Annotated in this window: 25 protein-coding genes and 1 pseudogene; 12 read left to right on the top strand and 14 right to left on the bottom strand. The window is 37.8% G+C overall.

All coding sequences use genetic code 11. From position 1 onward, the window contains the following. Window position 1: 1 nt before the first annotated feature. The 3 genes from tkt to sosA all read right to left on the bottom strand — a co-directional run bounded on the left by tkt (window position 2) and on the right by sosA (window position 2832). The gene (tkt, locus tag EL101_RS07860) at window positions 2-1987 is read right to left on the bottom strand and encodes a transketolase (RefSeq protein WP_096596330.1); all 1986 of its coding nucleotides are present in this window, start codon (window positions 1985-1987) and stop codon (window positions 2-4) included. 104 nt (window positions 1988-2091) lie between these two features. After that, window positions 2092-2328, bottom strand: coding sequence for a DUF896 domain-containing protein (locus EL101_RS07865; protein WP_014613988.1), 237 nt, complete (start codon window positions 2326-2328; stop codon window positions 2092-2094). 270 nt (window positions 2329-2598) lie between these two features. Beyond that, window positions 2599-2832 carry a DNA damage-induced cell division inhibitor SosA gene (sosA, locus tag EL101_RS07870; protein WP_096596331.1) on the bottom strand — a complete coding sequence of 78 codons (234 nt, stop codon included), beginning with the start codon at window positions 2830-2832 and terminating at the stop codon, window positions 2599-2601. A gap of 144 nt (window positions 2833-2976) precedes the next feature. On the opposite strand from sosA, the gene lexA reads away from it, so the two are divergent. Next, window positions 2977-3600: a transcriptional repressor LexA gene (gene lexA, locus EL101_RS07875; protein ID WP_019165388.1), complete on the top strand. Its 624-nt coding sequence runs from the start codon at window positions 2977-2979 to the stop codon at window positions 3598-3600. Between the two features lie 212 nt (window positions 3601-3812). Here lexA and EL101_RS07880 read toward each other — a convergent pair whose 3' ends face one another. The 3 genes from EL101_RS07880 to rpsN all read right to left on the bottom strand — a co-directional run bounded on the left by EL101_RS07880 (window position 3813) and on the right by rpsN (window position 6163). Further along, window positions 3813-4802, bottom strand: a complete 990-nt coding sequence (locus EL101_RS07880; RefSeq protein WP_240622738.1) for a CAP domain-containing protein — start codon at window positions 4800-4802, stop codon at window positions 3813-3815. Between the two features lie 33 nt (window positions 4803-4835). After that, window positions 4836-5813: a GMP reductase gene (gene guaC, locus EL101_RS07885; protein WP_096596332.1), complete on the bottom strand. Its 978-nt coding sequence runs from the start codon at window positions 5811-5813 to the stop codon at window positions 4836-4838. An 80-nt stretch (window positions 5814-5893) separates the two neighbouring features. Further along, the gene (gene rpsN, locus EL101_RS07890) at window positions 5894-6163 is read right to left on the bottom strand and encodes a 30S ribosomal protein S14 (RefSeq protein WP_014613993.1); all 270 of its coding nucleotides are present in this window, start codon (window positions 6161-6163) and stop codon (window positions 5894-5896) included. 171 nt (window positions 6164-6334) lie between these two features. Here rpsN and rpmG point away from each other — a divergent pair, with 171 nt between their 5' ends. The 3 genes from rpmG to EL101_RS07905 all read left to right on the top strand — a co-directional run bounded on the left by rpmG (window position 6335) and on the right by EL101_RS07905 (window position 8777). Then, a complete protein-coding gene (gene rpmG, locus EL101_RS07895) occupies window positions 6335-6484 on the top strand; it encodes a 50S ribosomal protein L33 (protein ID WP_014613994.1) in 150 nt (49 codons plus the stop codon). A gap of 353 nt (window positions 6485-6837) precedes the next feature. Next, window positions 6838-8289, top strand: a complete 1452-nt coding sequence (locus tag EL101_RS07900; RefSeq protein WP_096596333.1) for an amino acid permease — start codon at window positions 6838-6840, stop codon at window positions 8287-8289. A gap of 173 nt (window positions 8290-8462) precedes the next feature. Next, window positions 8463-8777, top strand: a complete 315-nt coding sequence (locus tag EL101_RS07905; RefSeq protein ID WP_019165393.1) for a hypothetical protein — start codon at window positions 8463-8465, stop codon at window positions 8775-8777. Window positions 8778-8931: 154 nt separating this feature from the next. On the opposite strand, the gene EL101_RS07910 is transcribed toward EL101_RS07905, so the two are convergent. The 4 genes from EL101_RS07910 to EL101_RS07925 form a co-directional block, all read right to left on the bottom strand. Further along, window positions 8932-9735 (bottom strand): Cof-type HAD-IIB family hydrolase, encoded by an 804-nt coding sequence (locus EL101_RS07910; protein WP_096596334.1) that lies wholly within the window; start codon window positions 9733-9735, stop codon window positions 8932-8934. 184 nt (window positions 9736-9919) lie between these two features. Continuing rightward, window positions 9920-10837: a homoserine kinase gene (gene thrB / locus EL101_RS07915; RefSeq protein WP_179299317.1), complete on the bottom strand. Its 918-nt coding sequence runs from the start codon at window positions 10835-10837 to the stop codon at window positions 9920-9922. Beyond that, the gene (gene thrC / locus EL101_RS07920; protein ID WP_096596336.1) at window positions 10837-11901 is read right to left on the bottom strand and encodes a threonine synthase; all 1065 of its coding nucleotides are present in this window, start codon (window positions 11899-11901) and stop codon (window positions 10837-10839) included. The genes thrB and thrC overlap by 1 nt, the downstream gene beginning before the upstream one ends. Window positions 11902-11906: 5 nt before the next feature. Then, window positions 11907-13190 (bottom strand): homoserine dehydrogenase, encoded by a 1284-nt coding sequence (locus tag EL101_RS07925; protein WP_096596337.1) that lies wholly within the window; start codon window positions 13188-13190, stop codon window positions 11907-11909. A 191-nt stretch (window positions 13191-13381) separates the two neighbouring features. Between EL101_RS07925 and EL101_RS07930 the strand changes: the two genes are divergently transcribed. Continuing rightward, on the top strand, window positions 13382-14734 hold the full coding sequence (locus tag EL101_RS07930) for an aspartate kinase (protein WP_096596338.1): 1353 nt from the start codon (window positions 13382-13384) through the stop codon (window positions 14732-14734). Between the two features lie 43 nt (window positions 14735-14777). Here the strand turns inward: EL101_RS07930 and EL101_RS07935 are convergent, their stop codons facing one another. Then, entirely contained in the window at window positions 14778-15365 is a 588-nt protein-coding gene (locus EL101_RS07935) for a hypothetical protein (RefSeq protein ID WP_096596339.1), read from the bottom strand. A 513-nt stretch (window positions 15366-15878) separates the two neighbouring features. Here EL101_RS07935 and EL101_RS07940 point away from each other — a divergent pair. Further along, window positions 15879-16241, top strand: coding sequence for a transcriptional regulator, SarA/Rot family (locus EL101_RS07940; RefSeq protein WP_014614004.1), 363 nt, complete (start codon window positions 15879-15881; stop codon window positions 16239-16241). Window positions 16242-17009: 768 nt separating this feature from the next. Beyond that, entirely contained in the window at window positions 17010-17876 is an 867-nt protein-coding gene (locus tag EL101_RS07945; protein WP_096596340.1) for a hypothetical protein, read from the top strand. Window positions 17877-18260: 384 nt separating this feature from the next. Here EL101_RS07945 and nucI read toward each other — a convergent pair whose 3' ends face one another. Further along, on the bottom strand, window positions 18261-18776 hold the full coding sequence (gene nucI / locus EL101_RS07950; protein ID WP_096596341.1) for a thermonuclease NucI: 516 nt from the start codon (window positions 18774-18776) through the stop codon (window positions 18261-18263). 133 nt (window positions 18777-18909) lie between these two features. Here nucI and EL101_RS07955 point away from each other — a divergent pair, with 133 nt between their 5' ends. Further along, the gene (locus EL101_RS07955) at window positions 18910-19110 is read left to right on the top strand and encodes a hypothetical protein (RefSeq protein WP_096596342.1); all 201 of its coding nucleotides are present in this window, start codon (window positions 18910-18912) and stop codon (window positions 19108-19110) included. 345 nt (window positions 19111-19455) lie between these two features. Here EL101_RS07955 and EL101_RS13275 read toward each other — a convergent pair whose 3' ends face one another. Beyond that, the gene (locus tag EL101_RS13275; RefSeq protein WP_160215937.1) at window positions 19456-19626 is read right to left on the bottom strand and encodes a hypothetical protein; all 171 of its coding nucleotides are present in this window, start codon (window positions 19624-19626) and stop codon (window positions 19456-19458) included. Between the two features lie 764 nt (window positions 19627-20390). Here EL101_RS13275 and EL101_RS13805 point away from each other — a divergent pair. From EL101_RS13805 to EL101_RS13685, 4 genes are all read left to right on the top strand, one after another. Next, on the top strand, window positions 20391-20633 hold the full coding sequence (locus EL101_RS13805) for a hypothetical protein (RefSeq protein ID WP_126489877.1): 243 nt from the start codon (window positions 20391-20393) through the stop codon (window positions 20631-20633). A 183-nt stretch (window positions 20634-20816) separates the two neighbouring features. Then, window positions 20817-21029, top strand: a complete 213-nt coding sequence (locus EL101_RS13810) for a hypothetical protein (protein WP_126489878.1) — start codon at window positions 20817-20819, stop codon at window positions 21027-21029. Between the two features lie 279 nt (window positions 21030-21308). After that, window positions 21309-22367, top strand: a complete 1059-nt coding sequence (locus tag EL101_RS13680) for a hypothetical protein (protein WP_126489879.1) — start codon at window positions 21309-21311, stop codon at window positions 22365-22367. A gap of 99 nt (window positions 22368-22466) precedes the next feature. Continuing rightward, window positions 22467-22763, top strand: a complete 297-nt coding sequence (locus EL101_RS13685) for a hypothetical protein (protein ID WP_126489880.1) — start codon at window positions 22467-22469, stop codon at window positions 22761-22763. A gap of 476 nt (window positions 22764-23239) precedes the next feature. Here the strand turns inward: EL101_RS13685 and EL101_RS13815 are convergent. Continuing rightward, window positions 23240-25996: pseudogene (locus tag EL101_RS13815) on the bottom strand (serine-rich repeat glycoprotein adhesin SasA); the annotation flags it as partial. Window positions 25997-26762 lie beyond the last annotated feature (766 nt).

Raw genomic sequence — 26762 nt, forward strand, 5'->3', positions numbered from 1 at the left:
ATTATAATTTTTCAATTTCTGCTAAAACATTTTCTTTAGTGAAGCCGTATTTCTCAACAACTAAGTCGCCAGGCGCACTTGCACCGTAACGGTCGATACCTACGACAACACCGTTCATACCAACATATTTATGCCAACCTAATGAAGCTGCCATTTCAACAGCCGCACGTTTTTCAACATGTGGTAATAAAATTTCATCTTGGTATGCTTTTGATTGATTTTCAAATGCGTTCCAGTTTGGCATTGAAACGACACGTACACCTTTACCTTGTTCTTCAAGCGCTTTAGCAACGTCTACTGTTAAGCTTACTTCTGAACCAGATGCTAATAAAACATATTCTGGAGCTTTTTCAGTTTCGAATACAACGTAAGCACCTTTTCTTACGCCTTCTTCAACTGTAGATTCTTCCACATCTAATACAGGTAAACCTTGACGAGTTAATACTAATGCAGTTGGTGTGTCGTTTGATTCAACAGCGACTTTCCATGCAACACGTGTTTCGTTACCATCAGCTGGACGAATAACGTTTAAGTTAGGAATCGCTCTTAAACCAGCCAATTGTTCGATTGGTTCGTGAGTTGGACCATCTTCACCTACAGCAATTGAGTCATGTGTGAATACGAATGTTGAACGCAAGCCCATAATCGCTGCTAAACGTAATGCTGGTTTTAAATAGTCACTGAATACGAAGAATGTCGCACCATATGGGTGTAAACCACCGTGTGCAGCCATACCGTTAACCGCTGCAGCCATTGCGAATTCACGTACACCGAACCATACGTTTTTACCAATGCCATTTTCAGCAGAGAAGTCAGTTTCGTTTTTAACATTTGATTTGTTTGATGAAGCTAAGTCAGCTGAACCACCGAATAATGTTGGTACTGCTTTACTTAAGGCTTGAATCACATCACCAGAGTCTGCACGAGAAGCACCTTTGTGACCAAGTTCAAATTTAGGAAGTTCATTTTCATAGCCTTCAGGTAATTTACCTGCCATAGCATCTTCGAACTCTTTGTATAATTCAGGGTATTTCTCAGCGTATTGTTCCACTTTTTCTTTCCATGCTTTTTCGTTTTCATCCGCACGTTGAATCATTGTCGAATTGAAAATGTCATAAACTTCATCTTCAACATGGAAGTGTTTAGATGGATCAAGGTTATAGCTTTCGAATGTTAAGTTACGTTCTTCTTCACCAAGTGGCGCACCATGTGACGCGTTACTGTTAGATTTGTTAGGTGAACCGTAACCAATGATTGTTTTCACTTCAATGATTGTTGGGCCAGCTTGACCTTTAGCCTCATCAATCGCTTTATCAATCGCTTCAATGTCGTTACCGTCTTTTACAAGAATGTGGTTCCAACCATAAGCTTCAAAACGTTTTTTAATATCTTCAGAGAATGCTTTTGAAGCTTCCCCATCTAGAGAAATATCGTTTGAATCATAAAGTGTAATCAATTTGTCTAATTTTAAGTGCCCTGCAAGTGAAGCTGCTTCATGTGAAATACCTTCCATTAAGTCACCGTCAGATGCCAATACATAAGTGTAGTGATCAACAACGTCGATATCTTTGTTGAATTTAGCAGCTAAATGTTTTTCAGCCATTGCCATACCAACTGACATTGCAAAACCTTGTCCAAGTGGTCCAGTCGTAATTTCTACGCCTTGTGTATGGTGATATTCTGGGTGTCCTGGTGTTTTAGAATCCCATTGTCTAAACTGTTTTAACTCATCAAGTTCAAGTGAACCAGACACATGTAATAAACTATAAAGTAATGCTGATCCGTGACCTGCTGATAAAATAAAGCGATCTCTGTTGAAATATTCATGTGAATTTGGATTAAAGTTTAAATGGCGTGTCCATAAAGTATATGCCATTGGTGCTGCCCCCATTGGTAAACCAGGGTGACCTGAATTCGCTTTCTCAATAGCATCAATACTTAATCCACGTATTGTATTTATAGCTAAGCTATCATTTCGTTGACTCATTTGAAAATCCTTCCTTTCTCATTCCATATCATAATTACATTATAACCGAAACAGTGTCCGAAGCCTAATAAATGGCACCGCGTTATCCATTTTATTCAAAAATACTAACTACGCAATTGATTTTGCTTTTGAACTTCTTTTAATTTTTCAGGCGTTACATCGTTGCCATCTGGATCTATCACTTTTGTGTTTTCGATTTGGCTTTTAAAACTGCTTCTAAATACTTCTAGATACTCACTTCTTAATTGAGATTGTTCTTTTGCTTCCGTTTCAGTAAGGCCTTCACTTTTTTTCTTATTTGCGAGTTCATTAATTCGATTTAACTTTTCTTTACTAAGCATATGAGCTCTCCTCCGTGATTTTCTTTACAAAAATATAACAGAAAAATGTTATAAAACCAAACGCTTGAACTCGGTACGAAAGTAAGCGCTGTCATTGTTTGAGCGTTATTCAGAACTAATACTTTTTTCTCATATAGTATTTCATTTCCTCCACTAAAAAGACCCTTTCGTATTTTTAAAGAATTTACACATATTAAAGAAGAAACTAGAAAAAGACCATAGAGAAGATAACCTGAACCTTTTTCTCTCTATGGTCTTTGTGTGGCTTATTTAATGACTCAGCGTCACGGCTACAACGGACTGTTCGTTGGTATGATTGCGCTGCTGTTCGTATTTTTGATGTTGTTCTGTTTGTGTCGTTTTAAGTTGATGATCTGTCATTTCGTACGTTTGTTCTGTTTTGCTTGCATCAGTGGCGAGTAAAAAGAATGATAAAAATAAAATTAAAGAAATGATAAACACTGATAAGAACAAGTAAACCTCTGAACTTTTAATGTGAAGCATCTTCGTCACTCCTCGAACGTTTGTTTGTATTAATAATCTAACAGAACGAATGTTCTATGTCAACACCAAAACGAACAAACGTTTGTTAATGTTCGTGTGGTATGTTATAATATCAACAAATAGTACTGAGAAGGAGTGTGGAAAATGAGAGAATTAACAAAAAGACAAAGTGAAATATTTGAATTTATTAAACATGTCGTGCAATCAAAAGGATATCCACCAAGTGTTCGTGAAATTGGTGAGGCTGTGGGGTTAGCTTCAAGTTCGACTGTACATGGGCATTTGTCAAGATTAGAAGAAAAAGGTTATATTCGACGAGACCCTACGAAACCGCGCGCTATAGAGATTGTGAATGAATTGATGGGCGAACCTGTGAATATGGAAGAAACAATCTATGTGCCTGTCATCGGTAAAGTTACAGCAGGAACACCTATTTCTGCTATTGAAAATGTTGAAGAGTATTATCCGTTACCTGAACATTTTACATCGACACATAACGGCCAGATTTTTATCCTTAACGTTGTGGGAGATAGTATGATTGAAGCTGGTATTCTAGACGGAGATAAAGTCATTGTAAGAAGTCAATCGATTGCTGAAAATGGTGACATCATTGTTGCAATGACTGAGGAAGATGAGGCTACTGTAAAACGTTTCTACAAAGAAAAAAATCGTTATCGTTTACAACCAGAAAATAGTAGTTTAGAACCTATTTATCTAGAACAAGTTACAGTATTAGGTAAAGTCATTGGCTTGTTTAGAGAAATGTAATCTTGCGTAAACCACTCCTTCAAAAAACGGACCTTACAACTGATATGTAAGGTCCGCTCTTTCTAATTTTTATTCAGAATTTTTTTCACTTGTATTAAAATATCATCTGTTGTTTTCTTTTTATTCACAGTATTTTGCTTTGAATGGTTCTGCTTTGATGTCATTTAAATCACTTCCATGATTGCTATTCCCCAAAATTACCATTCAAAACATTATCCTATATAATTTTCAGTCCAATACGGCTGGCGTTTCTCATTAAAGTCAACACCTATACCGATTGTTTTGACATTTTCATTCAAAATATTTTTACGATGGCCACTTGAATTCATTAAGCCATGATGCGCAAAAATCGCACTCGTTTGACCATATGCCAAGTTTTCTGCCGCTGTCTGATATTGATGGCCGTCTTTTTCCATACGATCAAATGGTGATTCACCTTTAAGATTTGTATGGTCAAAATATTGATTTTCAGCCATGTCAGTACTATGTTTACGCGCAGTGCCAGCTAATTTGTTCGAATAGCTCAGGGGTTGCAAGCCTTTTTGAACTCTCTCAGCATTTAATAAATAATAATCTTCTTTCTCAAAACTTTCTTGTAAATATTTTGATGGGGCTGCATATTGACTGTTCAATCTATTTTCCATTTGATGACTGATTTGCATCAATCCTGTTAATTGATTATTTTCATGTTGATCATAAAAGGCAGTCGTATAAATTCCGTCTTTATCAAATATATCGTATTCATCGTTATCATTTTCATAAATGGTGCGACCTTTTTGAATCCCTTTAATTGGTTGGCCAAGTTCTTTACGTACCGCTTTTTGAGCCGTTCCGTATTTGACACCACTTTTCGATGTAATCATATTTTGATTTGTATATAAACCATGCACCTTATTGTCAATATAGCTGACCATCACAAAGTTGCTAAAATCTTGATGATAAACTTCCCATTTTGTTCCGTATTCATTACCAATTTCTGACTCAGGTTGACCTAACTTTTGTTCGACTTCTTCGCGACTCATATTCATTTGTATATTTCTAATTGCAAATTTTTGTTCATTCGGTTTTTTGAGTGTTGTTTCGTTCGTTTTACCTTCTACAAGTTGATCGATTTGTTGGGTAATCGGTGTCGCAATTTTAGAAAATGTTTCAATCGGCTGAATGGGTACGAGTAATAAGAGAATAATTCCGACACCAATCATTGAAAGAAATTTTTTGATAATGAACAGCTCCTTTTAGTCACGGTCTCCGTTAAATATAGAATTGCGTACAATAACATAATCTACTTTTCTCAATGCATCAACATCTTTGCCGCCCGCATATGAAATCGAGCTTTGCAAATCTTCCTGCATCTCTACAAGTGTATCTTGCAGTGAGCCTTTATGCTCTACAAACATCTTTTTGCCTTCAACATTTTTACGTTCGCCTTTTTGATATTCTGATGCACTACCAAAGTACTCTTTGTATTTTTTACCTTCTATTTCAACTGTTTCCCCCGGTGATTCCTCGTGAGCCGCAAAGAGGGAGCCAATCATGACCATCGATGCACCAAAGCGCACTGATTTTGCAATATCGCCATGTGTACGAATACCACCGTCTGCAATAATAGGTTTACGGGCAGCTTTACTACAATGATTGACTGCAGCTAATTGCCATCCACCTGTCCCAAATCCAGTTTTAATTTTTGTAATACAAACACGCCCCGGACCAATGCCGACTTTCGTTGCATCAGCGCCCGCGTTTTCAAGTTCTCTGACGCCTTCTGGTGTACCGACGTTACCTGCAATGACAAACGCTTTAGGTAAATGTTCCTTAATATATTGAATCATGTCAATCACTTGATCTGAATGCCCATGCGCAATATCAATTGTAATATATTCTGGTGTAAGATTCTCAGCTTTCAATGCATCAATAAATTCAAATTCACCAGGTTTCACACCTACAGAAATTGAAGCATATAACCCTTTACTTTGCATCTTTTTAACAAATGGTAAACGCGCTGCTTCATCAAATCGGTGCATAATATAGAAGTAATCATTTTGCGCAAACCATTCAGCCAAAGGTTCATTCATCACTGTTTGCATATTGGCTGGCACAACTGGTAATTTAAAACGTTTCGGTCCAAATTGAACTGATGTATCGATTTCTGAACGACTTTTTACAATACTTTTATTCGGGATGAGTTGGATATCTTCATAGTCAAAAATTCTCATAAAAAAAGCCCCTTTATCTTTTTATTCCTTTGATAATATACTATCTTTAAGGAACAAAGTAAAATAAAGAGGAAATCGCTTTACCAACTTGATTTTTTAACGCCAGGAATTTGACCTTTATGTGCATGTTCTCTAAATGCAATACGAGACATTTCAAATTTACGTAACACACCACGAGGTCGACCTGTCACTTTACATCTGCGTGTTAAACGTGTTGGCGAAGAATCTCTTGGTAATTTTCTTAATGCTTCATAGTCACCTTTTGCTTTTAATTCTCTACGTAATTCAGCATATTTTGCGACTAATGCTTCTCTTTTTTGCTCTTTGACAATTTTCGACTTTTTAGCCATATATATGAACACTCCTTACAAATCGTAATCATTACGTTTTACATATTAGCACATGTCTCTTCTTCTTGGCAAGACTTTAATTGATGAAAATAAAAAAGAGTTGGCAAAACGCCTGGCTCGTGCTAAAATAATAAATCGTAATAGTTTCAATTTGAAAAGGAGGGACTAGTCATGCGCGTAAATGTAACATTAGCATGTACTGAATGTGGTGACCGTAACTACATCACAACTAAAAACAAACGAACTAATCCTGAGCGTATTGAAATGATGAAGTATTGCCCAAGATTAAACAAACACACTCTACACAGAGAAACAAAATAATCATAGTGAACGATCACTGTCATTGATTGTGCGACGCTTATCACGCAAGTGCATCAATGCGTTAGCGAGCGCGTCACCTTGCTTATAATTAAAATACGACATAAGTCAAATGATTTCGAACATCATTTGACTTTTTTATTTGCCTTATCATCTTACAACTTTTCTACATATTGACCACAAAACTGCTTACACACTTTGTATCACGACGAATTTCTCCACCGTATTTTCTATTTTTCACACCCTATAATATTTCACAAAATATTTTATCGCTTTAAAGTCACAAATTTTTATTGAAACTCATCTCCTTAACAAGTAAAATATATAGAAAGCTAATTGTTGAGGAGAAGATATGTATGGAAGAAAAAAAATTAAGTAGAGGCCTCCAATCAAGGCATATTACAATGATTGCCATTGGAGGCGCGATTGGTACAGGGCTCTTTGTCGCAACTGGCGGCGTAATCGCTCAAGCTGGTCCAGGTGGTGCGATACTCGCCTATCTAGTCATCGGGGTGATGTTATACTTTTTAATGTCATCGATAGGAGAAATGGCCACTTTTTACCCTGTGTCTGGGGCATTTAGCAGTTATGCCAATCGTTTTGTAGACCCATCTTTAGGTTTTACGATGGGCTGGTTATACTGGACAATTTGGTCGCTAGTCACAAGTGTTGATATTATCGTTGCATCGAGTGTCATTAACTATTGGGATGCATTTCATTTCTTCTCACCGCTTGTATGGAGTTTAATCTTTATAGTCTTATTATTTTTAGTGAACATCTTTACCGTTAAAGCGTTTGGTGAAGCTGAATTTTGGCTTTCTTTAATTAAAGTGGTCACAATCATTATTTTCATCGTCTTAGGCATTTTAATGATTTTCGGTATTTTAGGAGGCCATTATTACGGTTTCGAGCACTTTACAACGGGTGAAGCCCCATTTGTTGGTGGTGTTTCAGGATTCTTAAGCGTCTTATTAATCGCAGGATTTTCCGTTGGTGGAACTGAGGTCGTTGCAGTAACAGCAGGTGAATCAGATAATCCAAAAACGTCTATGCCACGTGCGATCAAGCAAGTTTTCTGGCGTATTTTATTATTCTATGTATTGTCAATCGCGGTGATTTCTGCCATTTTATCCTATGCAGATCCAACATTACTCAATCAAAGTGGTTCAATCGCTCAAAGTCCATTTACGATTGTTTTTGATAGAGTCGGTATTGCTTTTGCAGCTTCTGTCATCAACGCAGTAATTTTAACATCATTACTTTCAGCTGCAAATTCAGGTGTTTTTACAACAAGTCGTATGTTGTTCTCATTAAGTCAAGACGGACAAGCACCGAAATTTTTAGGTCACATTCATTCACGTTCACAATTGCCATTACGCGCTTTATACACAACATTTATTTTCATTGCAGCCGTCACGATTTATGCAAACTTTAATCCACAAAGTGTCATGGGCTTACTCAATATTATTGGTGCCCTCGTAACATTTGTTTGGGCTTCAAGTATTATTGCTCAAATCAGATTACGACGTGCGATTAAAAAGCAAAATAAAGATATCAATCAATTGTTACCTTATCAGGCGCCGTTTTACCCTGTTGGACCTATTATCGTTATCGCAACGTTGTTATTCTTAATTTTCGGTAGTTCAGCTGAAGCATTTGTTCATTTTGATTTAGCGAAATTAGCACAAAACTTTTTACCTATTTTCATTTTATTACTCGTCTATATCATTCATAAGTTGATTCACAAAACACGCATCATTCCACTTGAAGAAATTGATTTAAGTGAACATGAATCTTATCGAGAGTAGACTCAAATCAAGGAGCCTTCCGTGTAGGGCTCTTTTTTTCGTCTTCCTTACTTCCATCACAATAACACCGTGTTTGAAAGTATGAATTTCAATAAAAAACTTGTCTATTCCATTTCCTACATATTGTGATTTCATGTATAATTAAATTAATAAATTGTAAAGGTGGGCACGTGATGATAGGACAAACAAACCTTTTCGATGATGTTTTAAAAACTGAAGAACGCTTTGTCATTGTGGTACAAGTTTTAGAAGAGAAAAACGGGAAGTTGTTGAAACGGACGTTAAGAGAGTATAGTAGTTTAACGCACGAACAAATGGAAAGTTTATTTCAACACTTAAAAGAGTTGTATTTGGAGACCGATTTTGAAGCGTCTCAATCGGCATTTGCCATCACCGTGTACACAAATTTAGATTATGCTGCAGATCAAGTGTATGCGCATATTAAACGTCATCGTGGCAAACATGAATGGACGCATACCGCGAAATAGTGAATCTTTTGAAGCGCTCTGTTAAGGAGTGCTTCATTTTTTACTGCCCAACATAATTAAATGACCCTTTCACCTACACGGCATTAGCGCAAACGAAAAGCAAGGTCGACATCGCTCATTGTTCAGCGAACCTCCCCCGCTTTCATAGCTTGGTTTATGACAATATTTGATCTAATGCGTACGGAATACCATCTTTATCGTGACTTTTTGTGACCATATCCGCATAAGATTTCACTTCATCTGACGCATTGTCCATCGCAACGGCTTTTCCGACCACTTTAAACATTTCAATATCATTTGCACTGTCACCGAATGCGACCATTTGATTCACATCTAAATCTAAACGTTCAGCTAATTTTTGAATCGCTTCTCCTTTAGAGACACCTTTACTCATAAATTCAAGGAAAAATGGCTTGCTCGTTGTCATATCAACCTCGTTATCAAATTCGCCATTCATATTTTTAATCAATTCTGCAATATGATCTTCATAGTCGACACCCATCACTTTAGGCACAGCGTCTTGAATATAGTCTTTAATATCGTCCACTTTTTTCATAGGCAGTCCTGTCAACTCTGATTCGATATTCATATATTCATGTTCGCCTTCATAAATAATCGTATCGTCATGGTAAGTTAATACGAAAAGTTCATGTTCACGGCAAAAGTCTACAATTTTATCGAATTCTGCTTTTTCAATGACTATTTTCGAAACGACTTTTTCACTAGAAAGTTCAATCGTTTGAGCCCCATTGTAACTCATAATATAACTTCCAAATTCATCCATCTTTAAAGCCTTTGCAGTCGGTAACATCCCCGCTGTTGGACGACCTGAGGCGAGTGCGATTTTTACGCCATTTTTTTGAAGTAATAATAAATATGCTGTTGTTTTATCAGAGACACGGTTTTCGGACGTCATTAGCGTGTCATCCATGTCCATAACGACTAAATCTGGTTTCATCTCCAAAACTCCTTTCAATTTGATTTTATCTTACACTAAACTGCAGTAAATTCAAAATGATAGAAGCTTAAACCAAAGCGCGCACATCAAGCTTTTGAACCGCATCTCCTTCAATCCTAATGTCTGTCAAAAAAGACTAGGAAACAATGAAAGTCCCCCAGTCTTTTCGCATGTTATCAATCACTTAAAAATGATGTGTCACTTTCGATACGACACCTGATGTATTGACAGTGGCAAGTTCAGAATGACAATCATCAACATGTTGGCGCAAAGCACGCACGAGTGGCCCACTGTTTTCTTTTTTAATCATTGTTAAAATTGTTGGACCCGCACCGGAAATCACAGTCGCATATGCGCCATGTTCGTGTGCAATGCGTTTTACCGCTTCAAAATCACGAATTAAATGTTGACGATACGGCTCGTGCAATCCATCTTGTTCCATCATTTGTCCAGCGAGTTCATAATGATGTTGAATGAAAGCACTGATCATCGTATTACTAATAGCACTATATTTAACTGCATCTTGATGTGTAATACTGTCAGGTAGAACTTTGCGTGCTTCCACCGTTTCAAGCTCGTACTCGGGTATGGAAATAATAAAGTCAACATCCGGCACTTCGATATGCGCAATACTTGTCACTTTTGTTTCAGCATTATGATAGCCGACAACCAAGCCACCATAAATCGTTGGTGCGACATTATCTGGATGCCCTTCAATTTGTGTCGCCAATTGCAATAATTCGTACTGCGATAACTCAATATCTCCAAAGTAATTAGCGATAAATAAAGCCCCCACTAATGCTGAAGCAGATGAACCTAAACCACGTGCTAATGGAATATCACTGTACATATTAATTTCAAGCGCCGGTAGAGACACGTCATATTGAGTAGCGACTTGTTGCGCAATTTTGTAAATGTAATGTGTTTCGTCTTCAGGCAAGCCAACGAGATGTGGACCATTGTGAATAAAACACCATTGATCGCCCTTAATAATATGGGCGTCAATACGTAAAAATTTATTCAGCGCCATACCAATGGAATCAAATCCACAGCCTAAGTTCGCTGTTGAAGCCGGAATCTCTAAATGTAGTTGTTTTTTTATCATTTTAACGCGTCCTTAATGTATTGAACGATACTTTCTTTATGATTTGGTAATGCTTGAATAGGATTTTCTAATAAACCAATCGCCGTATCTGGATCTTTCAAACCATTTCCCGTTAAAACTGCAACTACTTTTTTACCTTGAGGCAATTTTCCTTGGCGATGTAATTTGATCAATCCGGCAATCGATGCGTTACTTGCAGGTTCGCTAAAAATGCCCTCTTTAGCAGTCATCAGTTGATACGCTTCTAAAATTTCTTCATCTGTGACTGCTTCAATTAAACCGTCAGATTCTTCAATCGCTTGAACTGCTTGCTTCCAACTTGCAGGATTACCGATACGAATCGCTGTGGCAATTGTTTCAGGGTTTTTAACGACTTGGTTGTTAACGATAGGTGCTGCACCAGCCGCTTGGAATCCAAACATATGTGGTAAGCCTGTTTGATATTTTTCTTCATACGTTTTAAAGCCTTTCCAATATGCCGTAATATTTCCGGCGTTACCTACAGGGATAGCTAAAATATCTGGTGCTTGGTCATCTAACTGCTCAACAATTTCAAAAGCACTCGTTTTTTGACCTTCAATACGATACGGGTTGACTGAGTTAACTAATTCGATTTCTCCATCTTCAGCAACTTCTTTAACGATTTCTAGTGCCTCGTCAAAGTTCCCTTCAATAGAGACGATTTCAGCACCATACATGACAGCTTGCGATAACTTTCCTAGTGCAATCTTACCTTCAGGAATGACGACAATCGCTTTCAAACCTGCACGCGCCGCATATGCCGCAGCAGAAGCCGATGTATTCCCTGTTGAGGCACAGATAACCATTTTCTTACCTTGCTCTTTCGCTTTTGTGACTGCCATGACCATGCCTCGATCTTTGAATGAACCAGTTGGATTGGCCCCTTCATATTTAACATAAAGTTCAATGCCTAACATCTCTGAAATCGTGTCACAATAAATGAGGGGTGTGTGCCCTTCATTTAACGTCACTTTCGGAGTATTTTCATCTACTGGTAGAAATGCTTTGTATTCTTCAACAAGACCTTTCCATAATTTCATACGTATCAAACTCCTTCAACTGGATAAATTTTTTCAACTTGATAATCAGCTTCTTGTTCAACATAAGATGTCGGATCAGTGTCAATTCCAACAACAATGCCTGCAAATGTTGTCGATGAGAGTTCAATCACTTGAAGCGATTTATGGAAAGGTAAATGACTTTTTATAGTGGATTCCACTTGTTTGAGTGAAACTTCAGGCGTATTCACTACAAAATAATAACTTTCCTTTTCTTTTAATGTCACTGTTTCACCGTCGTCCATCATTTCTTTCGTTGCTTCCGTTTTTAATTCAAAATGCGGTGGTAATGTGTGTAAGTTCGATTCGAATTGTAATGCAACATTGAGTAAGTCACTCACAACTGCTGAACCTGTAGCTAAACTTCCAGCGCCTTTACCGTAAAACATCGTCTCACCGACTGCATCACCTATGACGTAAATCGCGTTGTACTCATTCTCGACAGCTGCGAGTTGGTGTGCATGTGCAATAAGCGTTGGACGAACGGACGCATCAATTTTGCCTTGCGCATATGAGCCTTTACCGATAAGTTTAATTTTGTAGCCTAACGCTTTTGCCGCATCGATATCTTGCGGTGTCACACTACTGATACCTTCTGTTTTAACGTCATTTAACGTAATGACCTGATTAAATGATAAATAAGATGTGATAACGACTTTACGTGCTGCGTCAATACCTTCTACGTCATCAGTTGGGTCTGCCTCAGCGAAGCCTAAATCTTGTGCTTCTTGTAATGCTGTTTCATAAGGTGCGCCGTCCTCTGTCATCTTTGTCAAAATAAAATTGGAAGTACCATTAAAGATTCCCATAAATTTACTAATGTTATTCGCATTTAAACCGTTGTTAATGGCATTGACAATTGGGATACCCCCTGCAACACTTGCTTCATATTTGAGTGCGACACCGTTTGCTTCAGCTAAATCTTCTAAGACACGAAGGTGCACCGCTAATAAGTCTTTATTGGCAGTAATCACGTGTTTCTTTTGACTTAATGCTGCTTTTAACCAGTCTACAGTCGGCTCAATACCACCCATCACCTCAATGATAATATCCACATCGTCATCATTTAAAATATCATTCACATCTTCTGTCAAATGATAACGTGAAATGTTCAGCGGTCGCTTTTTGGATTTATCTCGAACCAAAATATGCTTAATCTGAATATCTTTTTGAATTGTTTCTTTAATTTGCTGGTGGTTCTCTTCAATAATCTTAACGACTCCTGAACCGACAGTCCCTAATCCTAATAATGCAACATTAAGTTGTTTCATTTATCTTCCCTCCGAATCAAATCTGATGAAATTACTCATGTTCTATTGAAATATATGTAAATATGGTTTAGTATAAATTCATTCACAAAGTTTGTAAAGTTCTAAAAATTTAGAAAAGATAGTTCTATTTTACCATTAGTATTGGTTAATTTGAATAGGTATCTCATTTTATAGAAAGGTTGTCTAAGGTTATGAAAGTATCAAAATTTGGAGGCAGTTCAGTCGCATCAGCTGAACAAATTAAAAAAGTATTAAATATCGTAAATAGTGATTCTGAAAGACGTATTATTATCGTATCCGCACCAGGAAAACGATATAGCGATGATGTCAAGACAACTGATCTACTCATTAGGTTGTATGAAAAAGTGATTAACCAACTCGATTATACACATAAAAAACAAGAGATTCTTAATCGCTTCAAAGATATTATTGATGAATTACCATTAGAAACAGATATTCTCACTGAGATTGATCGTACACTCGAATTACACATTGCCACTTTAAAAGATACACCTGAACGCTTGCTCGATGCCTTAAAATCATCAGGTGAAAACTTTAATGCACAAATCATTGCTGCATACAATAACGAACAAGGTGTCCCGACGATATACTTATCACCACAAGAAGCGGGCATCATTGTAACGGATGATCCAGGCAACGCACAAATTTTAGAATCGAGTTACGATAAAATTAAAGAAATTAGAAATACAGATAAAAAAATTATTATTCCTGGCTTTTTCGGCTATTCAGAAACGGAGCATATTGTGACATTCCCACGAGGCGGCTCTGATATTACAGGTGCAATTGTCGCAAGAGGTGTCAAAGCGGATTTATATGAAAACTTTACGGATGTATCAGGTATTTTCCGTGCCAATCCAACAGTCATTAAACATCCTGAAGTCATTCATGAAATTACATATCGCGAAATGCGTGAGTTGTCATATGCTGGCTTTGGTGTGTTTCATGACGAGGCTTTACAACCGCTTTATCGCTATCGTATCCCTGTAGTCATTAAAAATACGAATCGTCCGAGTGATAAAGGGACATATATTGTGCACGACCGTGAGATCAACCATGACAAAGTCGTTTCAGGTATTAGTTGTGACAAAGGTTTTACAAGTATTAACATTAAAAAGTATTTGATGAATAGACAAGTCGGTTTTACAGTTAAAATTTTAGAAATATTGGCAAAATATAACATTTCATTTGATCATATGCCATCTGGAATTGACAACATTAGTATTATTATGCGTTCGAATCAGCTTGCTGGCAAAGAACAAAAAGTTTTAGAGGAAATTCGCCATTATTGTCAAATTGACGAATTGAATGTTGAACATGACTTAGCCATATTAATGATTGTCGGTGAAGGTATGAGTTCTACAGTCGGTACCGCCAATAAAATTACCGACGCTTTAGCACAAGCCAATATCAACTTAAAAATGATCAACCAAGGCTCTTCAGAAATTTCGATGATGTTCGGGATTTCAACAAAAGATGCCGAAGCTGCTGTAAAAGCCTGTTATGAACATTGTTACAAACGTTAAAATATAAAAGAGTACTTAGCGTAGAATGATCATCACATTCACGTTAAGTACTTCTTTCTGAAATGACGCGTTTTAATAAATCTTCCCCGACTGCCACTTTCAACGTTACAAATTGAAAGTAACTCATTTTATCAATTAAATGCCGATAAAACGGTACTTTTTTATCATTAAAAGGTTCATGTAACAAATACATGAGCACGATTTCAGGTTTAATATAGTCGACTTTCCATTTAGGCGAATGATAGTAAATATACTTTTCAGGAATTCTAACATTATGATTGAGTCGAAATAGCCAATGCTCATTATCTACATCATAAATAATAATGTTCATCAACAATTCATTTTGATCATACACTTCTACAGAGGACATTTGGTGGAGTTGCACATCATCACATGGCAGTGGCTCTCCCTTTTTATTAATACCTTTAATCGTAAAAAACTTTGGAATCACACGTAAAATTTTCGATAGCTCATTTCGCTTAACACAAATCTCAACTTTTTCATCAAAGTAAAGTTGATCCGTTAAAAATAAATGCGTTGCCATCTCACCATGAAATTTAAACGCATGCGGTTCATTATCAATTAACGTATACACTAAATATTCCATTCGTTCTTTTTTTGACGTATTCATGTGATTTCACCCCCTCAGAAAACGCTTACAATTGTATTTTATTATACTAGATTAATTGTGTTTTATCAATGAATTACCAACATTTAACGCAAATGAATTCAACTTAAAATATAATATCACTTTATTTTAATAAACACACTTATATATAATGATTAAAAACCCGAATTTACCAACATCTTTATTACCTATATGACAAAAAGGTTTTTAGTTTCGACAAATTTAATAACAAAAATCATTAATATTCACACTTTTACGTTGAATTATATCTAATTTCATTGTAAGCTATTAAAAATATCACTCCTACATTCGAATTATAACTATTTTACTTTAAAAATAATTGAATTCCTATTTAATAACAGTTAAAATTTTACATGTGTGGATGTGATATTTTATGCACTTTTAAATGCCATATGCTGTTTTTTTGAATTACTTTAAGAATATTCTTTTAAAAGTATAATTTTTTTAATATAATATAACTTAGAGTAATAGGAAAGTTGATAAAGGAGTGAAATTATGAACAACCATTTTGATATGGAGACAGAAGCTATCTTCTTTTACGAATCAAATAGAAAGAAAATTATCAGTGAACTTAAGAAACAACATGGCCTAAAACTGAATGACATTTTGTTTTTATATCACCTGAAAACGACAAATAGTCGTCGTATTTCATTACACAAAGTCAAACAATCAATTGATTTTAGTTTAATGGAGATACATAAATCGTTAACGGCCTTAACAGAAAAAAATATCATTGGTAAAGAACGTTCTACAGAAGATGAACGGAAAGTCTTCATTACAATTGATGATGCACAAGCAGAAAATATGCAACAACTGCTTGATAACTTCAATCAAATTCAAAAAGACATTTTACAATAATTCCTCATATCTTTGAACCGATATCACTTTAAGGGCTAGTGTCATCATTATTTTATTTAAATTTGTCATTATTAATTTTAGGCGTTTCATGTCAATGATAGCTTTATGCGATGCGTCTAAAACTTAATGGTCACCTCAATTTAAATTGACTACTGATCTAAGTCCAATTGAATTTATCGAGCGCATTACAAAGCGGATTGAGCATCATGTTGTCACTATCTTGTCCCAACATGATGCTCTTAAGTTTAAGGCTAAAATGAATTTTGGGGCAACACGAGCGATGCGTAAACAGGCTAGCAAAAGATAGCGCACTGAAGTTGTTTTGCCGAACATCCTGCTTTTGTGAGATGATTCATTGATGATCACTGCAATTATGTATGTCAAGCGGTTTTAGTCTTTTGACACTAGCATAGCAGTAAACTTACTTAAAACAGTAATCAAATAATGATGAACTACAGTCATGAAAGTATCATTGAAATATTCTACACAAAGTCCGGTCTGTAACACGTGCTATTTTTCTGATGTTACAGGCGGACTTGAAACCTTCTTCTACAGTCAAAACACGCCATCCCTTGACCTTGACTTCCCATTAAATGACCTTTCTAATGAAACGTTCCTGAAACAAAACACCCATTTAAAATGCACAAAGTTAGACATTCATGCTTAATTAACATATGATAAAGATTAACTTAACATCCTTTCATCTGTTGACGGCTGAGTCGAAACATGCCGTTTGCGTGAAATACTATAGGAAGGAGGATACATAGCATGTCATTGTTATTATGGTTTTTAGTTTGCATACTTTTTATTTTAGTCTTACTCGCTTTGTTGCGTTTAAAATTTTATCAGCATCAATTAGATGTTGAGGCGTATACTAAAAAGCAACTTTTGAACAAAATTTCAATTTTAAAACAAGAACGTTATCCATTTAAGGGACGTGCAAACACAACAACGTATCACCTTAATTTGAGAAACACGAAACAGCTTTTAAATCAATTGTTGGAAAATTTCAAAAGTGAAGACAAGATAACGGATTTTCGCATTATGACAACGAGTCAAATAGCGCCTAAAAATCCGCTGTTTTCATTAGTATCAGAGTTTGATTTTATTGTGGTAACCAACGTTGGAATGATCATGATAAATATTAAATCATTAAAATCAAAAACGTTTTATCATTTTGAAGGAAAAGCGCCAACAACAGATGAACATGATTTAAACCAAATTGTTGGACACTATATCGCCAACCAATATCATCAACAATTTCAATCTGCTTTAAAAACATCCTATACGTTTAATGAAGTCATCACAGAAAATAAAGTCACGTATGAATTTCATGAGTATGATCCTTATCAATTGGCTGAAAAAGCGTCGCAAAACATTCAAGACACTGTTGAAGCCCTCGTTGAAGTACCTGTGTCTACAATCGGCATTATCTATTGTGTGGATCAACTTGGCGAACGTATAGAGGGGGACACAAAATCGTACAGCCGTATTTATACTAGTGAAAATGAAAAAGACCTTCAATTTGCAATACAACAACTTGTGGATACATCACGAACACTGTTAGCACATAACAAGATGCAACAGATCATATCCGCATTTGAAAATCATCATGAGTCACATCAGTTTCACTAAGACTAACGACATCTTATAGGGTCATTTCTAGCAACTTTGAAATGACGGCATTGTTGCACCTGATCGCTTAACAATCGAAACGAAGCCAAGACGACATATGATTGTCCTCTTGACTTCGTTTTTTTATGGAATCATTCTCTTTTTAATGAATCTCATCCAATATTTGCATAGCTTTTCTAGAGACTTGTAAGTAAAAAATCAAAGTACAAGCATTAACCCTATATTTAGATTAATTAGCAATTTTTTACGCTGCTGTAAGCAAGACAAATAGCGTTTTACCCCTATCGTCAACCCATTTATGCCCACTTTTAACGTTTTTATGGATTTTTAACGTACAAAAACGGCGCTAAGCATGATGTCCTAGCCCCGTTGATCACCATGAGATCAATGACTTTTTTGATCCCAAATATTGAGGTGTTGCTTTTGCGCTTCTTTTTGCGCTTGTTCAATTAAAATACGATACTTTTCGTTAGGTCGATAAAACTTCGCCCGAGCTAAACCTTCTTTCGCCAATGTCACGTTAAACATTTCATCACCTAACCAAACGTATGCCAGTGTGCGGCCATATTTATCCTGTCGTTCACGATCATACTCTAATTTGACACGTTGATGCGTTAAATGTTTTTTAGTAAAATCTGAAGCTGCTTTGCCGTATGGTTGTACAGGTGTATTCGGTTTGACAGTTTCTGGCGTGTCTACTCCGATTAATCGAACACGTTCATCTTGTCCATCTTTATCCACAATAATCGTATCGCCATCAATGACACGTTTAACGAGGTAAGTTTCACCTCTCATGTCCCCTTCTGACTTTTTGAAAGGTCCGTCACTATTCACATATTGAAATGCTAAGACGATGACTGCGATGATAAGGATAATGATGCCTGCTGTTATCTTTTTCATAGTATCTCCTTTAATACAATAATACTAACATCATATGCGATACACTTGCTTATCGTCAATATTCTATAGCTTTATCACTGTTCTCAATTAAGTTAAAAATGATATAATTAATAACGATTAGGAGTGAACCATAATGAATACTTTTAAAGAAAACAGTCTTTCTCTTACTATTATTATCATTGCCATTGTCATCGGTTTTGTTCTACAATATGCCTTTCATTTACCACTCATTGCAGGCGCATTTATAGGGGTACTATTAGGCGTTTTAGGCGGTTTCATTACCCAAGTGATTAAATCTAAAACGAAACGACATGATACGGACGATTCGCAATAATTAGAAGTAGATCATGGCTCAAATATTTGTGCTTCAATCTTTTTCATTAAGGCAGTGATCAACTTAGCCACTATGATTTTTCATTTTTACACAAATACTCTCATGGACACACTTGCTTCAGTGAATATTCCTGAAAAAGTTAAGTTCATGAGAGTAAATTTTACAATATATAATTTTTTATGACGCTTAATTTTCATACGCCTCTATGATGTCACATGCTGCACCTACTCAACCTAACTTATCACTACAATATAAATAGGACGTATAGCGCGAAAGCTAAGGCAGCCACACCTATGAAATAATTCATGAACGTTCTGATACGTATACGCGTTAATGTTGTCATCGTTATATCACCTTTCTTTGTTTTGTTGTTGTACAATTTTTTCTGTTTCTAAAATACTTCACTATTAAAATAACCACGCACCACAAAACAATACCTTTAATTGCTTCTTGTAACGAATTTTTCTTGACTGTTATTTTTAAATTGAATGGTCCACCTTTAAAATCATCACGCATTTCATTTTCCCCCTACATGATCGCTTTATTTCAAATATACCATTGCTTTGTATCAAAGTGAATCGATGTCATCCACCTGTTGCGTAAATCATGTCATGCTTGCAAAATGCCACTTTTCTCGTCGTTGATATCCATAATGAAGATATCTATACAACTTCAGTGAATCGTCTAACCTAATCACTCAAAAAGTGGTTTCAATGCATGATAGTCACGCCTGGTCAAAAGAGCGATAGGGTGACGCATGGCATACTTGCTCATAATGGCCACCTGCCCCCTAATATGTATATCAATAAAATAAAAATGACAAATGATATGCGTTTGTATAAAATTTTATATTCATATTGATTAAAAATATGTGTGATTACATTGTTTTTCACGTTAACCCTCTTTTTATAAAACATGATGCCAAAGAGGCTAGAAACGTCCTTGGCAAGAAAATCTTGAATGACGCTAGCCCCTTTAACCATGTTTAAACTATTTATGATGGATCAGATGTGTGATCTTCATTTTTTTTATCTTTTTTCGACTTTTTGAGTAACGCAAGACCCGTTAACATCGTCGCAAATGCACCCATCATACCTGTTGTTGACACAGTTTCACCTGTATCAGGCAACATGTCTGCGTGACGTTGTTTTGCTTTTGATGATGCTTGATCATGTTTCATCGTGCTATGCATTGATGTAGATGTCATTGTTGATCCAGATGAAGTCGTTGATGACGTATCACCTTGAGATGTAGCCATTGACATACTCATCGATGTTGACGTGCTCGCTGATACTGATGCACTTGCTGAATCGCTCGCTGACATCGATGCACTTGCTGAGTCGTTTACTGACATTGATGCATTTGTTGAGTCGCTCGCTGACATTGAAGTACTTGTTGAGTCGCTTGCTGACATTGATGCATTTGTTGAGTCGCTCGCTGACATCGAAGCACTTGCTGAATCGCTTGCTGACATCGATGCACTTGTTGAGTCGCTCGATGACATGCTGTCAGATGCTAATTGACTTAACGATGCATGTGTCGATGCTACTGCTGACGAGAACTCTGATGATGTTCCATTATTCGACGCTTTCGTTTTCAATGAGTCGACTGTTGATACAAATGTGCTTGCACCTTCTTTTGTTGTGCTACCATTTGATCCTTCGTGACTTAATGAGTCCACCGCCGATACAAACTCGCTTACTTCATTGCTCACTGCTTCACTGTGTGAAGTTGACGCACTTGTTGAAGCAGACGTACTCATTGATGTTGATTTGCTTAATGATGCGTGCGTTGACGCTACTGCTGACATGAATTCTGATGATGTTCCATTATTCGATGCTTTCGCTTTCAACGAGTCGACTGTTGATACAAATGTGCTCGCACCTTCTTTTGTTGTGCTACCATTTGATCCTTCATGACTTAATGAGTCTACCGCTGATACGAATTCGCTTACTTCATTGCTTACTGCTTCACTATGTGAAGTTGACGCGCTTGTTGAAGCTGATGTCGATTGACTTAACGATGCATGTGTTGACGCCACTGCTGATGCGAACTCTGATGCTGTTCCATTATTCGATGCTTTCGCTTTCAACGAGTCGACTGTTGATACAAATGTGCTCGCACCTTCTTTTGTTGTGCTACCATTTGATCCTTCATGACTTAATGAGTCTACCGCTGATACGAATTCGCTTACTTCGTTGCTTACTGCTTCACTATGTGAAGTTGATGCGCTTGTTGAAGTTGACATACTCATTGATGTTGATGCGCTTAACGATGCATGTGTTGACGCTACTGCTGACGCGAACTCTGATGCTGTACCGTTATTCGACGCTTTCGTTTTCAATGAGTCCACTGTTGATACAAATGTGCTTGCACCTTCTCTTGTTGTGCTACCATTTGATGCTTCATGGCTTAATGAACCTACCGCTGATACGAATTCACTCACTTCATTGCTTACTGCTTCACTGTGTGATGTTGATGCGCTTGTTGAAGTCGACGTACTCATTGATGTTGATGCGCTTAACGATGCATGTGTCGATGCCACTGCTGACGCAAACTCTGATGCTGTACCGTTATTCGACGCTTTCGTTTTCAATGAGTCCACTGTTGATACAAATGTGCTTGCACCTTCTCTTGTTGTGCTACCATTTGATCCTTCATGGCTTAATGAACCTACCGCTGATACGAATTCACTCACTTCATTGCTTACTGCTTCACTGTGTGATGTTGATGCGCTTGTTGAAGTCGACGTACTCATTGATGTTGATGCGCTTAACGATGCATGTGTCGATGCCACTGCTGACGCGAACTCTGATGCTGTACCGTTATTCGATGCCTTTGTTTTCAATGAGTCCACTGTTGATACAAATGTGCTTGCACCTTCTCTTGTTGTGCTACCATTTGATCCTTCATGGCTTAATGAACCTACCGCTGATACAAACTCGCTTACTTCATTGCTCACTGCTTCACTTTGTGATGTTGACGCACTTGTTGAAGTCGACGTACTCATTGATGTTGACTTGCTTAATGATGCATGTGTCGATGCCACTGCTGACATTGATGCACTTGTTGAGTCGCTCGCTGATACTGATGCACTTGCTGAATCGCTTGCTGACATCGATGCACTTGCTGAATCGCTCGCTGATACTGATGCACTTGTTGAGTCGCTCGCTGACATTGATTCACTTGCTGAATCGCTTGCTGACATTGATGCACTTGCTGAATCGCTCGCTGACAAGCTGTCAGATGCTAATTGACTTAATGATGCGTGCGTTGACGCTACTGCTGACGCAAATTCTGATGATGTTCCATTATTTGACGCCTTCGCTTTCAACGAGTCTACCGTTGATACAAATGTGCTTGCACCTTCTTTTGTTGTGCTGCCATTTGATCCTTTGTGGCTTAATGAATCTACCGCTGATACGAATTCGCTCACTTCATTGCTTACTGCTTCACTGTGTGATGTTGATGCGCTTGTTGAAGTAGACGTACTCATTGATGTTGATTTGCTTAATGATGCGTGTGTCGATGCCACTGCTGACGCAAACTCTGATGCTGTACCGTTATTCGACGCTTTCGTTTTCAATGAGTCCACTGTTGATACAAATGTGCTTGCACCTTCTTTTGTTGTGCTGCCATTTGATCCTTCGTGACTTAATGAGTCTACCGCTGATACGAATTCGCTCACTTCTGTGCTTACTGCTTCACTGTGTGATGTTGATGCACTTGTTGAAGTCGATACGCTTGTTGATTCTGACGCACTCACTGAAGCTAACACTGATTGCTCAATTGATGTCATTTCTGACGCTGTGCTATTGTTCGACGCTTTGTCTCGTAGAGAATCTCTTGTCGATGCAAACGCACTTTCTGCTTCACTTGTTGTGCTACCATTTGATACTTTGTGGCTTAATGAATCTACTGCTGATGTGAATTCGCTTGCTTCTGTGCTTACTGCTTCACTGTGCGATGTCGATGCTGACACACTTGTTGATTCTGACGCACTTACTGATGCTAATACTGATTGTTCAATTGATGTCATTTCTGACGCTGTGCTGTTGTTCGACGCTTTGCCTCGTAGAGAATCTCTTGTCGATGCAAATGCACTTTCCGCATCACTTGTTGTGCTACCATTTGATACTTTATGGCTTAATGAATCTACTGCTGATGTCAACTCGCTCGCTTCTGTGCTTACTGCTTCACTGTGCGATGTCGATGCACTGTTTGAATCACTCGTTGACGTTGACGCTGATGTACTATCTGACTCGCTTGTTGACGTTGACGCTGATGTACTATCCGACTCACTCGTTGATGTCGACTTAGATAACGACGTTGACGTGCTGTCTGATTCACTCGTTGATGTTGACGCTGATGTACTATCTGACTCGCTTGTTGATGTCGACTTAGACAACGATGTTGATGTGCTATCTGAGTCACTCATCGACGTTGATGCTGATGCACTATCTGACTCGCTTGTCGATGTCGATTTAGACAATGATGTTGACGTACTGTCTGAGTCGCTTGTTGACGTTGACGCTGATGTACTATCTGACTCACTTGTCGATGTCGACTTAGACAATGATGTTGATGTGCTATCTGAGTCACTCATCGACGTTGATGCTGACGTACTATTCGACTCACTTGTCGATGTCGATTTAGACAATGATGTTGATGTGCTGTCTGATTCACTCGTTGACGTTGATGCTGATGTACTATCCGACTCACTCGTTGATGTCGACTTAGATAACGACGTTGACGTGCTGTCTGATTCACTTGTTGATGTTGATGCTGATGCACTATCCGACTCACTTGTCGATGTCGATTTTGACAATGATGTTGACGTACTGTCTGAGTCGCTTGTTGACGTTGATGCTGACGTACTATCGGATTCACTTGTCGATGTCGATTTTGACAATGATGTTGATGTGCTGTCTGATTCACTCGTTGACGTTGACGCTGATGTACTATCCGACTCACTCGTTGATGTCGACTTAGATAACGACGTTGACGTGCTGTCTGATTCACTTGTTGATGTTGATGCTGATGCACTATCCGACTCACTTGTCGATGTCGACTTAGACAATGATGTTGATGTGCTATCTGAGTCACTCATCGACGTTGATGCTGATGCACTATCGGATTCACTCGTCGATGTCGATTTAGACAATGATGTTGATGTGCTATCTGAGTCACTCATCGACGTTGATGCTGATGCACTATCGGATTCACTTGTCGATGTCGATTTTGACAATGATGTTGACGTACTGTCTGAGTCGCTTGTTGACGTTGATGCTGACGTACTATCCGACTCACTTGTCGATGTTGATTTAGACAATGATGTTGATGTGCTATCTGACTCACTCGTTGATGTCGACTTAGATAACGACGTTGACGTACTGTCTGATTCACTCGTTGACGTTGACGCTGATGTACTATCCGACTCACTCGTTGATGTCGACTTAGATAACGACGTTGACGTGCTGTCTGATTCACTTGTTGATGTTGATGCTGATGCACTATCCGACTCACTTGTCGATGTCGACTTAGACAATGATGTTGATGTGCTATCTGAGTCACTCATCGACGTTGATGCTGATGCACTATCGGATTCACTTGTCGATGTCGACTTAGACAATGATGTTGATGTACTATCTGAGTCACTCATCGACGTTGATGTTGATGCACTATCCGACTCACTTGTTGATGTCGACTTAGACAATGATGTTGATGTACTATCTGAGTCACTCATCGACGTTGATGTTGATGCACTATCTGACTCACTTGTCGATGTCGACTTAGACAATGATGTTGATGTACTATCTGAGTCACTCATCGACGTTGATGTTGATGCACTATCCGACTCACTTGTTGATGTCGACTTAGACAATGATGTTGACGTGCTTTCTGAATCACTTGTTGACGTTGATGCTGATGCACTATCGGATTCACTTGTTGATGTCGACTTAGACAATGATGTTGATGTACTATCTGACTCACTTGTCGATGTCGACTTAGACAATGATGTTGACGTACTGTCTGACTCGCTTGTCGATGTCGATTTTGACAACGATGTTGATGTACTATCTGATTCGCTTGTTGACGCTGATGTTGATGTACTATCCGACTCACTCGTTGAAATTGACTTCGATTTCGCTGTGCTTTCTGACTCGCTCGTTGAAATCGATTTTGATTTCTCTGTGCTTTCGGATTCACTCGTTGAAATCGATTTTGATTTCTCTGTGCTTAATGACTCACTCGTTGAAATCGATTTTGATTTCTCTGTGCTTAATGACTCACTCGTTGAAATCGATTTTGATTTCTCTGTACTTAGTGACTCACTCGTTGAAATGGATTTCGACTTCGCTGTACTTAATGATTCGCTCGTTGAAATCGATTTTGATTTCTCTGTGCTTAATGACTCACTCGTTGAAGTGGATTTCGATTTCGCTGTGCTTAATGACTCACTCGTTGAAATGGATTTCGATTTCGCTGTGCTTAATGACTCACTCGTTGAAATGGATTTCGACTTCGCTGTGCTTAATGACTCGCTCGTTGAAATGGATTTCGATTTCGCTGTGCTTAATGACTCACTCGTTGAAATCGATCTTGATTTCGCCGTACTTGCCGCCTTGCTGTCCGCTATAGATTGACTCGTCGAAATCGATTTTGATTTCGCTGTACTTGCTGCCTTGCTGTCCGCTATTGACTTGCTTGTTGAAAGTGATTGCGAATTATACGTGCTCAGCGATTTTGACTTCACTGTAGATTCTGAGTCTGAGATGGATTGAGAACGGCTATCCTCAATAGATTGCACAATAGATCTTGAACGTGATTCGCTCGCTTGCACTTTAGATGTTGATTGAGAAAGAGACGCACTTCCTTGCGGAGACTTAATCCACTCATAATAAGGATCATTACCACTTAAATAAACAGTTTCAAAGTAATCAAAATGTTGTGCTCCAAAACGCCCATCTTGTTGCCCATTAGGATGGAATCTCCAACTTAAATTTCCTTTCGGATTCTTAATAGGGACCTGAATCCACACCGCAATACCATATGCATTTTCTGAGTGCGTTTTAGTTAAAGCCCCTTTTTCCCAGTAATATCCCCTAGTAGCATCTCCACTTAACGTTTTTTTGCTCTTTCCAACAACCCACTCGTTTTTTGGATTACCCCATACACCTTGATAAACAGTTGGTTTACCAAATCCATCACCGAGTTGCAACTTGCCCCTATCATTATTGACATCCCAAACGTTATATATATATCGTTTATCACTACCAATCCAAGCTGGCTTTTCATGCTGTGGCGTATTCGGATTATCTTGCGTAATTAAGTTAAAAATATCCATCTGTTTGCCATCACTGTAAACGACCGTTTTAGAATATATATCATAGGAACCCTTATAAATACCCTTACTAATATACCCTTTATTTACAAAGACTTTAGATGTATTAAATTTTTCTGTGACTGGTAAAAGTTCATGTAAATAACTGTGGTTCCTACGGACTACATTGTTATTACCTGTAGAATCTCCGGCAGCTCTAAAACCTGAATACCCTTGCGCAGAGCGTGGTTGGATATTCACACGTTGTACTGCTGAATCTGGACTTTGAGTCGCAGAGAATGGTGATTGTGTTAACGATTCGTTTTTA

The sequence above is a fragment of the Staphylococcus delphini genome (genome assembly GCF_900636325.1).
Taxonomy (GTDB): Bacteria; Bacillota; Bacilli; order Staphylococcales; family Staphylococcaceae; genus Staphylococcus; species Staphylococcus delphini.